The sequence below is a fragment of the Hungatella effluvii genome, from assembly GCF_003201875.1.
GTDB classification, from domain to species: domain Bacteria; phylum Bacillota; class Clostridia; order Lachnospirales; family Lachnospiraceae; genus Hungatella; species Hungatella effluvii.
The window spans coordinates 321,032-333,297 of the sequence record NZ_QJKD01000001.1; the positions used below are offsets into that span (position 1 = coordinate 321,032).

Below are 12,266 nucleotides of genomic sequence, written 5' to 3' on the forward strand. Positions count from 1 at the left end.
TACGAATCCTCACTTATTTTATACAATACTTACTCCTTGATAAAGAACTGTTTGATTGCCAGAGCAGCCCCGCCTCTGGCACCTGTGAAGGGATTGAAATCGATAAATTCAATCTCGATCTCCTGGTCATTCAGACCAAAGATGTGTTTCTTGGTCTCTTCCAGAAGCCGCCTTCGGTTTCTCTTTACCTTCATGATATAGCCGTCCACAATGACCAGCGGCGGGCTGATCAGGTTGATGATATTCGCCAGCGCCACGCCGAGATACATGACTGCCTCCTCCATGATTTTTACAACCAGCGTATCATTGCATTCCTCCGCCATGATAACGTCCTTCATGGTCATTTCCGCCGGGTCGGGGCACAGCTCTGTCAGCATCGTGGAGGCGCCTGCGGATACGGCCGCTTTACACCGCTTGAGAATCGCCCGTTCACTGGCCATCTCCTCCAGACAGCCGTTGTGGCCGCAGGTCTCGCATTTCGGACCGTTGATTTCCACTACCATGTGGCCGGCCTCGCCGGTGCTGGCATTTTCCCCTGTAATCATACGGTTCTTTACCAGCAGCGGGCATGCAATACCATAGGAAATCAGATAGTAAGCAAAGGAATCCGGTCTCAGCGTCTTTCCAAACATCTCTTCTCCGGCCGCCCTTATTCTGGCGTTATTTTCGATGAGTACCGGGACCTCCAGCCTTCTCGTCAAGTCTCTGGCTATATTTTTATTATTCCAGTTTGTCTTGAAGCTTTCCCTCAAGACACCTGCCTTCGCTTCCACAAAGCCCGGCAGCCCCACGCCTACGCCAAGTATCTTTTCCATATCCACTCCGCTCCCGGCGATCAGCTTATCAATACTCTGAGCAAGCGCGTCCATTTCCTCCACATACTCCCCATTCATGGGAGGATATTTCACGCTGATTTTCTCATTTCCATGGAGATCCAGCATGCAGATTGCCGTCTGATAGGGATTTAACTCCACTCCGATGGCATATCTGGCATCTTGGACAAAATCAATTTTTACCGGTCTGCGCCCCAGGGAACGTTCTTCCACATCGGAAGCGTCCGCCGGGAACTCATACACCAGCCCTCTCTCGATCAGGGAGGTCACGTTCGTCGTAATCGTAGGAGGAGTCAGCGACAGCATCTCTGCAATCTTCCCTCGCGATATAGGGCCGTACTTATAGATAATTTCTTTTATCAGAGCCTCGTTCTGCTTCTTGACTCTTGGCAGATTTGTACCACGTGCAGTCATCTTCTCCTCCTCCCTGTCTCAGCCTTTGATCCCGGAGAAAGTAATTCCTTCGATAAACCGCTTCTGGACAATAAAGTAAATGATAATAACCGGCAGGGTAATCATCAGCGCCGTAGCCATAAGAAGTGACCACTCTGTCTTATACTGCGTGGTAAACATCTGCAGCCCGATGCTGAGCGTATACCGCTTCTCATCGCTTAAGTAAAGCAGCGGTCCTAAAAAGTCGTTCCAGGAGTTCATAAACCGGAACAAAGCTACCGTCAACACGCCCGGCACGACCAGGGGCAGCATAATTTTCGCGTAGATATAGAATTCCGAAGCTCCGTCCACCCGAGCCGCATCTTCCAGATCATGGGGAAGATTCATAAAAAACTGCCGCAGCAAAAAGATCATGAATGGCCTTCCGAAAAAGGACTGGATAAACAGAGGCACATACGTTCCGGTCAGACCAATTTTATTAAACAGGATAAAGGTCGGAACCATCGTGACCTCCTGGGGAATCATCATAACCGCTATGGTGATAAAAAACAGCAGTTCACGCCCCTTCCACTCCAGCCGGGACAGCCCATAGGCCACTAAGGGGCAGGCGACCACCGTTCCCAGCACATCTAAAACCGCGATCACGGCTGTATTGCCCATATAGCGGAAAAACGGAATATAGTTTATTGCCCTGGCAAAATTCTCCCACATGACCGGATTCGGAATCCAAATCGGCGGATTCACAAGTACCTGCTGATCCGATTTGAGTGCAGTGGAAAGCATCCAGATAAAAGGAAGCAGGAAGAAAAAACCCAGCCCAATCAGAATCAGATGGATTGGAAGCTTTTTTAACCGTTTCATTATTAAATCCCTCCTATTCGTAACGATTCAGCCGTGCATCTTCTTGTTTTCGAAAAGCACGAAAACAAGAAGCCCGGGCGTTCCGCCCTATGTCAGTTTGTACAAAAAAGTGCTTATACAAGCGAGCTTGTAACACACTTTTCCGTACAAACTGCCGCACGGCTGAATCGATACTTCTACTCTTGATAATGCACCCATTTTTTTGAAGTACCGAAGATCACAATGGTGAGAACCAGAATGATCAAAAACAGAATCCAGGCCATTGCCGATGCATACCCCATGTGCATGTAGCCAAACGCATTGTTGTACAAATGCATGACATAAAAGGTAAGGGAATTAACCGGATTGCCTTCACCGTTCGTAAGTGTATAGGGCAGTGTAAAGGTCTGCAGGGCGTTTATAACGCCCATGACCACATTGTAGAAAATAACAGGTGTCAGCAGCGGCAGGGTGATGTTGCGAACCCGCTGAAACAGGTTCGCACCATCGATCTGCGCCGCCTCGTAATACTCAGGTGATATATCCTGAAGGCCTGCCAGATTAATGATAATGGCCTGCCCAATTCCCCAGGAAGCGATCAGCACGAGCGCTGGCTTTGACCAGGTTTCGCTGGCCAGCCAGGGAATCGATGCAATTCCAATCTTATTAAGCAGACTGTTAATGATACCATAATTGGAATCCAGCAGCCAGCGCCACACCGTGGCGGTAGCAACGACCGGCACCAGCGTAGGGATAAAGAAAACGGTGCGGTAGAGACCAATTAACCGGATCCTGGAATTGAGCAAAAGCGCAATGACAATTCCAAGAATAATATTGACGGGAACACTGAGCGCCGTGAAATACAGGGTGTTCCAGATACTCTTCCAGAACAGGTTATCCTTTACAAGTTCTTTGTAATTTGCCAGCCCGACAAAGGTTCCTCTGTTTAACACACTATAGGATGTAAAGCTGTAGTAGATGGAGGAAAGAAGCGGGTAAGCATAAAACAGGAGCAGGCCAAGAATCCACGGTGCCGTAAACAATAACCCCATCCTCGATTTATGGGCCTCAATACCACTTTTCTTAACAAACCTTCCCTGCGCCCGCCGTACATTGCTGCCACTCTTCAATGGTAATCACCTCTTCTCATTCAAGTTTCTTCAGTTCTTCATTGATGGAGACATCCAGGGCTTTCATCAGGTTCTCAGGCGTATCCTTTTTGTTCAGCGCCGAATCCAGTACCTGGTTTAAGTTATCCCACAGCATCTGTCCGACAGGTACCGGCGGGCGAATTTTCGCAGTAGATATGTAGTCCATAAATGCCTTATAGTTATCTTTGGAGCCGAATACCTTCTCCGACACGCTCTTACACGGAGACAGGCTGGCGCTGTCTTCCGCCATGACGGTCTGTGCTTCGTCGCTCAGTATGTATTTCATAAAATCCATGGAAAGCTCCTGATTGCCTGCTCCGCGTGGAATTACGAACGCCCAGCCGCCTGCCCACGTCATATGTTTTCCCTCTTCCTTACTGGGGATCGGGCAGATTCCATAGTTCAAATCCGGGTTATACTGCGCCATGTTGGCAATATCGAAATTTCCTTTGACTGCCATGGCCACCTGTCCGGTCACAAACGGGTCCTGCGCTCCGGTACCGAGCCCCGCTGCAAATTCCACAAAGCTCTTTCCGCCAAATTTGTCAGCGATATCCACTTCCCACTGAAGTGCTTCGATATTCTCCGCCTTTGCGATCGTCAGCACATTGGCGTCGGCATCGTAGAAGTCCCCGCCAAAGTTCCAGCCCCAGGTATAAATCGGTTTACCCGCAAATAACCACGGAATGATACCAACCTGCTTATAGGTACTGCCATCCATAATTGTCAGCTTTTCCGCTGCTGCATTTAATTCCTCGATCGTAGACGGCGGATTCTCAGGATCCAACCCCGCGGCCGCAAATAAGTCCTTGTTATAGAAAAGTGCGCGGGTATCTCCATTGTAGGGAATCGAATAGGTGCTGCCCTTGTACTGGGAACCAGACTTGGCCCAGTCGTAAATGCCGTCAAAGGAGGTGCCGGAAGCCGCCATCAAGTCGTCCAGCTTTACAAGCGCATCCTGCTGGGCCCAGGTCGCAACCTGGAAATTATCCAGCAGCGCCATCTCCGGCGGGCTTCCTGCAGCTATGGAAGCCATCAGCTTATCCATGGTCTGTGTGTTGCCGCTGGCCTTATTGGCTACAAACTGAAGATTAATCTCCACATTCTTGTCATTCGTCTGGTTGTACATATCGACAACCTTTTCCATCGCATCCGTTCCCGGACCGGCGCCCCAGGTATGCCACACGGTCAGAACTGTCTTTTCCCCCTTTGAACTCTCTCCTTTCGGACTCTCTCCCTCCGTATCCTTTGCCGCTCCGGTAGTTGTCTCTCCTGCTAAAGCCTTCGTAGACTCTGTTTTTCCGGAATTATCTCCGCTGGATACTGTCGTGCCTCCGGCGCAGGCCGTCAGGGATGAGGCTGCAAGTAATGCGGCCATGCATGCGGCGAGTAAACGTTTGTTTTTCATATGAAATACCTCCTCTTTACCTTCTATAATTATTTTACATAAAGAAAGAACTGACATGATCTCTTGTCTTTAAGATTCCCCGTTTCACCTTATCCTCCGTGCCTTCCCAGACCGGATCCTCGTGCTCGATGCAGATGGCCCCCTCATACTTAATCTCATAAAGAGCATCCACAATCCGGCCCCAATCCAGTTCTCCCAGCCCCGGCAGGCGGTGTCTCCACCATTTCCCATTCTGTAAAACGCCGGTTTGCGCCAGTGCCTCCCGATCCACGACGGTATCCTTGGCATGGACATGGAAAATCCTGTCGGCAAACTGATAGATATTTTTATATGGATCAATGAACTGCCAGACGAGATGAGACGGATCGTAGCAGAGCCCCAGCTGCTCACTGTCCACCGCATCAAAAACAGCTTTCCACAGATCCGGTGAGGTGGCAATGTTGCCCATCATGGGGCAGTTCTCATAACAGAGCTTAACCCCATATTTCTCCGCCAGTTCCACAAACTGCTTCGCCAGTTCCACTACAGCAGGCAGACTCTTCTCCGGAGCAAATCCCATACCGCCAAAGGATTCCGCCGTAACACCGGTGGAACACACAATCTTTCCGATTCCCATCTCACCGGCAAACCGGATCCGGTCCCGAAGAGCGCTGCAGTGAAACTCTGCCTCTTCCTTGTCCCTGCTGAGGAAATTACGGCAGTATATCATGGTCCCGACCGATACCTTTCCTTCCCCCAGTACCGCGTCGAACTGTTCCTTGTCGAGAGGAATCGCCGGCCCCACATCTAACTCGCAGATCCCGTTTTCCCAGGCCCAGTCGGCAATGGTCTTCAAATCCCTGATCCCGACACCGGTCAGGCTGTTTGTTAAAAGGCTCATTCTCATAATATCTTTCCTCCTTGTTATGAGCACTTGGCGGTCGTCCTTTGGCCGCCTACGTGCGATACATGTCATCTCCACTCAGCGTGCCCCGCTTTATCGGGTATAGCGAGGTCTTTCACGAGCTTAGTGGAGTGGCTTATATATGAATAGTTTTACCGGTTTCGCAGGCCAGTAAAATCTTATCCAGCAGATCCTGAATATAGAGCGCCCGGTCAAAATTGCGGTCTGGCCGTTCCCCTGTCTGAATGCAATGGATGAAATCATTGATTTCGGCAAAAAACCATGGATCTGTCACCAGATCTGCGTCGACGGAGATGACCTCCGGCTTGCCTGTATATCCCCCGTCCTTTTCCTTAAACCAGACTTCCACTTCCGCAGGCCGGTCGTCCCGGAAAAGCATCATGCCGCCTTCTCCATATATCTCAATGGTATGTCTCGCCACTCCCAGCCGGCTCGCTACAAAGGAAGCCAGTGTTCCGCCCTCAAACCGGAGGTTAAATGCGGCGGAATCGTCGTTGCTTACCTGGCCCTGTCCCGGGTCAAATATCTCATCCCGCTCCGGAATGGAGCAGGAGACGAAGCCATTCACCTCGGAAACCGCTCCCTGAGAACCGTCAAACAGCCAGTCGCACAGATCCAGCATGTGGCAGCCAAAATCAGCCAGCGCCCCCGTGCCGGAAAGCTGCTTCTGCATACGCCATTCCAGCTTCACTCCGGGATTGGCAATCCTGCATCCGCCCAGTGTCTCCCGGTATGTAAAAATCTTTCCCATCTTACCGGACTGCAGAACCTGGCGCATATAACGGACCGCCGGTATTCCGCGATAGCTGAATCCGATCATGGCAACCGTGGAACAGCATCTAGCAATGCTTACCGCCCGGACAGAGCTTTCGGAATCAATGCTTAAAGGTTTTTCGCACAGCAGATGCTTTCCTTTTTCCATAGCCCGTACAGCCAGCTCTCCGTGAGCATAATTGGGAGTACAGATGCTTACGGCATCTACCTTCTCAAGCAGCTCATCGTAGTCAGAACAGATTTCCACCTCCAGATTTTTTTCCTTTGCCCACTGGGCGGCACGTCCAGGGACAATGTCGTAGACAGCGGTGAGGACACAGCCTGGATTCTGTAAGTAGCCCTTCGCATGATTGCCTGCAATCCCCACCGTATAGCCCGTTCCAACAATACCTACTCTAATTTTCTCCATTGCTTTCACTCCTGTATTTATATTTTCCAAGGGCTTCAAACATATAGCCCTTGTAGTTCTCCACACCTGGCTGGTCAAAAGGATTGACTCCCAGCAGCTTTCCTGAAAGGTAGCATGCAAATTCAAAGAAATAAAATAATTGGCCAAAGCTGTATTCATTCAATTCGTCAATTCTGATTCTGATACAGGGCAGACGCTCACTGTGCGCCTTTACGGTCGCCTCAAAGGCCGCCCGGCTGATGTCCGCCAGACTGGAACCATTCAAGTAATCAAAACCGTCCTCCACTTCGTCCGCTTCCACGGACACCGCATCTCCCTGCTCCTCAATGTCCAGAAATGTCTCAAACAGAATCGGCGTTCCCTCCTGCACAAACTGCCCGATGGAGTGTAAGTCCTCCGAGTATTTCACTGCCGTAGGATAAAGGCCTTTTCCCTGCTTCCCTTCGCTTTCCGCAAACAGCTGCGTCCACCAGCCGTAAAAGTACTGAAGCCTCGGTTCAAAGGAAGCCAGCATCTCCACACGGAAGCCCTCCTGATACAAGAGGCTGCGGATGGCCGCGTACTGAAATGCCGTATTTTCCTCTCCCTTTGTGTTCCGCAGTTCCCGTTCCATGTCTCCGGCTCCGGCAGCCATGGCGCGGATATCCATTCCGGCCACTGCCGCCGGGAACAGACCTACATTGCAAAGGCCCGAATACCGTCCCCCGATGTTCTCGGGAAAATCCAGAAAGGTATAACCGTAAATTCTACAAAGCTCATGCAGGCGGCTTCCCCTCGTTCCAGTAGCAAAAACCCGTCTTTCGTATCCGGTTCCGTTTCTCTCTTTCAGATACTGGCGAAGAATCCGAAAACCGATTCCCGGTTCCAGCGTTTCGAAATTTTTCGCTATGACATTCACATAGACAGATTTGCCTTCCAGCTGCTTTAGAAGCTGTTTCATATACTGGGACGATACGTTGTTGCCTGCATATAAAATCTTCATAGGGCCGCCGCAGGAAAGTGCCTCGACCACGGCTCTCGCCGCCTGATTGGAACCGCCGATTCCAATCACCACCAGGATTTCACCATCTTCTCTGACTCTTCCTGCACAGGTCTCTATTTCCCGAAGTTTCTCCTCTCCGGCCCATTCGTCCACATGAAGCCAGCCCAGATTACCTGAATATCTCTCTTCCCCAGCCTGTGCCCTCGTCAAAATATCTGCTTCCTGTTTCATATACTGTTTCAGCCTGCAGAGCGTAAATCGTCTCTCCGCGTCATAGAATTCTAACCGCATCGTATCAATCACCTTTCAAGTATTTTTTCACTTTTGTGTCGGTAATTACTTATTTGTTTCGTTAAGTGATATTAGTTTTTTAATTTAAATAAATATTAGCATCCTGTTTTGTGTTTGTCAATAGTGTTTTGTATTATTAATACATTTTTAAATCGCATTTTCTTTATTTTATCAGCATTATTATATATCTTTCCCAGCACTCTTTTGTATTATTAATACATTATTTATATAAAAGTTCACCAACTGTCTTCTTTAATCGTCAATAAAACCAGCCATTTATGCCCTATCAGACAGCCTCCAACCCATTTTTTCATGAAAGACTAAGTTTGTTTCTCTTCTGCTGCAGGATCGCTCAAACGTATAAGTGCCTGTGAGGTAAAACACGCCCAGCCGTATGGCCGCTTTGATCTGTTTTACGTAGTGGGAACCGCTGGCCTCCCTGCTCCCTCGCCTTTCTGCAAAGAACGCATGACTTCCCATGATAACTGTGGTAAACTATTGGCATATCAGCGGAAATGAGGGGGAAGCCATGTCAAAGAAAGCATATACGGAACAGGAACGGGAACAGGTCGGGCGCGATTTGCTGTCTGTGGGATTGGAAATGCTGTCCCAGCGGGGACTGAAAAATACCAGACTGCAGGACATACTCCAGGCAGTCGGTATCTCGAAACCGTTCTTTTATGGAAACTACTATACTTCATTGGCGGAACTGGTGATCCATATTATCGACTATGAAATGGCACTTTTACTTCAGACGGCGAAAGACAACGCCGCGCGGCAGGATATATCATTGGAAGAAAAAATCAATCGCTTTATTCAAACGGCTGTTCACAGCCGCCAGCACCATTTCTTCGTGATGACGCAAGAAGAGGAGCTGTGGGTACACAAGCACTTAAACCCGGAAGACTTTGATATTTACCAGCAGGGACAAGTGCAGTTTTATGAGCAGCTCCTTTCCCTCTGGCATATTCCAGAAGAAAAATGTACGCCGAAAGAGCTTGGCAACCTACTGCTTACCGTGGTTTTGATTTATAATTCGGCGGCCAGATCGCTCCCGTTCTTCTTCCCTGAGGAATTGGAACGGACAGCCCAGGCCCAGGCAGCAGCCCTTTCCAGGTATCTATCCTCTCTTGTGTAAAGCAAGTCAATAAATAGAAAAACAGCGCATCGTTTCATACGGTGCGCTGTTTTTCTATTTATTGACTTGCCATTTTCCAGATATTCAGGTATAATTTCATTTAAATACTATTTAAATCAAAAAGTAATTAAGTGAAAGGGACATAATTATGGGATTGTTTGGAAAATTATTCAAAGGGCCTGAAGTAGATATGGAAAAAAGCGATGCTAACCGCAAAAGGATGCGCTCCCTGTTCAACCAGTTAGTGGAACACGGAGAAGACTATAACATTCTTTTCGGCTATACAGAGGATGTGGGACGTTTTAATTACGGACTGGTTCACGGCAGCAAAACGAAAATCGGCAATCTTATTGTGGGCTGGAACGAAACCAGCCAAACCATTGTTGTTGTGCCTACCGTTCCTGATCTATCCGAAGGCGGCGAACCGGTGATCTACCGCCGGAGCGAAATTCTCAAAGCCTATCAGAACAAGTACCCTACCGATGCATTTATCATTTATCCGGATCGGAAGGGATACATCGGCATCAATGTCTGCGACTGGCTGGAGGACGAAAAACTGTACGTCTATGTTTCTCAAGAAGCAGAGGTAAAGGCATTCACCGACTTTTTCCTGAATCATTTCAAAACAAAATAAAGAGGCACTCAGATGCCATGTCTTTTTTAATACGGCTCAAACCGGTGGTATTAAAAGGCAGCTGAGTGAGGAGATACAGAATGAGCGATTTATATACAAAGCTGATGGAGCGGGTCATGCCATTCCTCCAGGCCAACTGGCTGCTCTTTCTAATCGTGGTCGGGGCGCTGTTCCTGCTGGGGGCGATTTTTCGCTGGAAATGGGTCTGTAATCCCCAGGGCGGCAATACACAGGGCTTTCCGGCCTTTGTCTACCGCAATTTTGGAGAAAAGGGTTATCGTGTCATCACCGGCATTTCCGGAGCCGCTATTATCCTGTGCAGCGCAGTACTGTGGTTGTTGATGTAAATGATAACAATGATCCGGACGCATTTCTGCAGAGGAAATCAAAGAGTTTAAGACATAAAAAAAAGAGGCTGTGACGAAGGTGACGCGGGTTCAGCGCCCCTAAAATATAAAAAGAAAAAGGAGTTTTAAAGTATGGGACTATTTGGATTTGACCCCTTAAAAGAGGCTGGTGGCTGGGAATCCGCTATGACCGAGGAAGAGATTGCCGAGATGGAGAAAAAAGGCTATGATATGTCCTCGGTCCGCAGCAAACAAGAGAAGATTGCCGCACAGGAGGAAACTGATGAGGCCGCTTTTATGGAACAACGCAAAGCAACTGCTGTCGCTACCGATGTGAATCAATTGATTTCCTATCGAGCCACGCCTCGGAGCACCGAAAGTGAGTTTTTCAAGGATGTGGCTGGAAAAGCCCCTCTCTTTGGCAAGGAGAAATGGCGCGAGAAGTTTGCCAACGCTCCCATGATCTATGGCGCGGTGGTACAAGCAAATACCGCCCTTTGGCTCCCCGGCACAGAAGCCTTTCTACCCGCTGTTTTTGTGTTTGCCCTGGACAGCGCCCATATTTATGACGTGGAATGGCTGACGGCCACGGCTGAAAAAATCAGCAGCATGAAAGAAAGCTCCCACGTTCCAGCCGACTGCCAGGAGTTTATCGGCATCCTGCGGGACTCCCAAAGTGAGTTCTGTTTCCCTCTGGGCGCTTCCCTGAGCAGCGGTGCGGATGCGTGGTGCGTGACCTACAAGTTTGAAAAACAGACGCTCCTGCCCGGAAACCGTCTGCCGGAGGATGGCATCGTGCCATTTCTTCTGGAAGTGAAGCCAAAAAAGCAAATCCCAGTCCAGCTTGCCGCCATACCGGGAAAGTATTATAAAGTGTGAACCATTGAGAAAATAATGAATGGCCGGCTCCGCGAAGAAGGCCATGAACTTTAGCGGGACTGACATAACGTAATTATGCGTCTTAAAAGCCAGACGGTGGTTTTGAAACTAACTATTTCAAGGCCACCGCCTTTTTGTTTGCTTTGATTTCTCCCTGCATTATATTTTTTCGATACCTGTCTTTCCGCCGCCTATTATTCCGTCGCCTGTCTTTCCGTTATAATCTCCCTGTTCTCCCGGGAAGAACGGTAAATATCCAGAACAAGCCCCAGTGTACGTTTCGCATCCTCCGGATCTGTTGGTACTGGTCTTCCTTCCCTTAAACAGCGGTAAAAATCCCGAATCTGAATCTCATGATAATTTCCCCAGTACGCCTCGCCCTTTACATCCGGTCCAACAGATGGATATATGGTTCTCGGCTCCTGACCCTTTAGCTGAATCAGTACTTCATTCTGCGTTAAGAGCGCGATTCCATTTTCCCCGCTGATTTCCACCCGGATCGGGCTGTTGCTTGTATAATAATTACACGCAAAAAAGGAATAGACCGATCCGTTTTCAAACGTAATGGCTGCGTCTGCCACATCCTCCACTTCAATATTGGTCAGGATTCTGCGGTCAATATGTCCTTTCACCTTTACCGGTTCACAGCCCATCAGATAGCGGACCAGATCCAGGCTGTGAATGGCCTGGTCAATGACCACACCTCCGCCTTCCTTTTCCCAGCTTCCTTTCCAGTCACACTCATAATACGAAGGGGGACGCCACCAGTTTAATGTAGAAAATGCTCCGGTAATTCGGCCGAATTTACCCTGCTCAATCAGCTTTTTAACTTCCTGAATTCCCTCGATATAGCGGTTCTGGAAGATAACGCCCAGCTGCCTTCCGTTTCTGTCTGCCGCCCTGATCATGGCGTCGGCATCTTCCGTCGTAAGGGCTACCGGCTTCTCTGTCAGAACGTGAAATCCTGCATCGAGACATGCGACCGCATGCTCCTTATGTAAAAAATGCGGTGTCAGAACGTGAACCACGGACAGGGGCTGCTTCAGTAAATCTTCCAGCTTATCCGAATAGCCACAGCCAGGAAACGCAGCAGCCAGCTTCCTGGCCCTGCATACTTCCTTGTCCACCACGAAGGCAAGTTCTACCTCGTCCTTCATATTCTCAAACGCAGCCTGGTATACAGAAGAAATCCTTCCGCATCCAATAATGCCAGCTTTTATCTTTTCCACTTGCTTCTTACTCCTCCACGTAACTGTTCAGGACGGCTTATCTTCTTGACCGAA

At 49.1% G+C, this 12,266-nt stretch carries 12 protein-coding genes; 4 read left to right on the forward strand and 8 right to left on the reverse strand.

From position 1 onward, the window contains the following. Positions 1-29: 29 nt before the first annotated feature. From DFR60_RS01305 to DFR60_RS01335, 7 genes are all read right to left on the reverse strand, one after another. The gene (locus tag DFR60_RS01305; RefSeq protein WP_110321260.1) at positions 30-1,247 is read right to left on the reverse strand and encodes an ROK family transcriptional regulator; all 1,218 of its coding nucleotides are present in this window, start codon (positions 1,245-1,247) and stop codon (positions 30-32) included. Positions 1,248-1,265: 18 nt separating this feature from the next. Beyond that, positions 1,266-2,087, reverse strand: coding sequence for a carbohydrate ABC transporter permease (locus tag DFR60_RS01310; protein ID WP_110321261.1), 822 nt, complete (start codon positions 2,085-2,087; stop codon positions 1,266-1,268). Positions 2,088-2,263: 176 nt separating this feature from the next. Continuing rightward, entirely contained in the window at positions 2,264-3,196 is a 933-nt protein-coding gene (locus DFR60_RS01315; protein ID WP_110321262.1) for a carbohydrate ABC transporter permease, read from the reverse strand. A 16-nt stretch (positions 3,197-3,212) separates the two neighbouring features. Further along, the gene (locus DFR60_RS01320) at positions 3,213-4,625 is read right to left on the reverse strand and encodes an ABC transporter substrate-binding protein (protein WP_110321263.1); all 1,413 of its coding nucleotides are present in this window, start codon (positions 4,623-4,625) and stop codon (positions 3,213-3,215) included. A gap of 34 nt (positions 4,626-4,659) precedes the next feature. Next, a complete protein-coding gene (locus DFR60_RS01325) occupies positions 4,660-5,511 on the reverse strand; it encodes a sugar phosphate isomerase/epimerase family protein (RefSeq protein ID WP_110321264.1) in 852 nt (283 codons plus the stop codon). Between the two features lie 133 nt (positions 5,512-5,644). Beyond that, entirely contained in the window at positions 5,645-6,712 is a 1,068-nt protein-coding gene (locus DFR60_RS01330; protein WP_110321265.1) for a Gfo/Idh/MocA family protein, read from the reverse strand. After that, on the reverse strand, positions 6,699-7,985 hold the full coding sequence (locus DFR60_RS01335) for a phosphoglucose isomerase-related protein (RefSeq protein ID WP_110321266.1): 1,287 nt from the start codon (positions 7,983-7,985) through the stop codon (positions 6,699-6,701). The genes DFR60_RS01330 and DFR60_RS01335 overlap by 14 nt, the downstream gene beginning before the upstream one ends. Before the next feature lie 529 nt (positions 7,986-8,514). On the opposite strand from DFR60_RS01335, the gene DFR60_RS01340 reads away from it, so the two are divergent. The 4 genes from DFR60_RS01340 to DFR60_RS01355 all read left to right on the forward strand — a co-directional run bounded on the left by DFR60_RS01340 (position 8,515) and on the right by DFR60_RS01355 (position 10,983). Beyond that, the gene (locus DFR60_RS01340) at positions 8,515-9,123 is read left to right on the forward strand and encodes a TetR/AcrR family transcriptional regulator (protein ID WP_110321267.1); all 609 of its coding nucleotides are present in this window, start codon (positions 8,515-8,517) and stop codon (positions 9,121-9,123) included. Between the two features lie 190 nt (positions 9,124-9,313). Continuing rightward, a complete protein-coding gene (locus DFR60_RS01345; RefSeq protein ID WP_243004952.1) occupies positions 9,314-9,757 on the forward strand; it encodes a hypothetical protein in 444 nt (147 codons plus the stop codon). An 80-nt stretch (positions 9,758-9,837) separates the two neighbouring features. Next, positions 9,838-10,104, forward strand: coding sequence for an immunity 17 family protein (locus DFR60_RS01350; RefSeq protein WP_110321269.1), 267 nt, complete (start codon positions 9,838-9,840; stop codon positions 10,102-10,104). Positions 10,105-10,236: 132 nt separating this feature from the next. Continuing rightward, positions 10,237-10,983: a hypothetical protein gene (locus DFR60_RS01355; protein WP_110321270.1), complete on the forward strand. Its 747-nt coding sequence runs from the start codon at positions 10,237-10,239 to the stop codon at positions 10,981-10,983. Positions 10,984-11,177: 194 nt separating this feature from the next. Here DFR60_RS01355 and DFR60_RS01360 read toward each other — a convergent pair whose 3' ends face one another. Beyond that, positions 11,178-12,212: a Gfo/Idh/MocA family protein gene (locus DFR60_RS01360; protein ID WP_110321271.1), complete on the reverse strand. Its 1,035-nt coding sequence runs from the start codon at positions 12,210-12,212 to the stop codon at positions 11,178-11,180. Between the last annotated feature and the right edge of the window lie 54 nt (positions 12,213-12,266).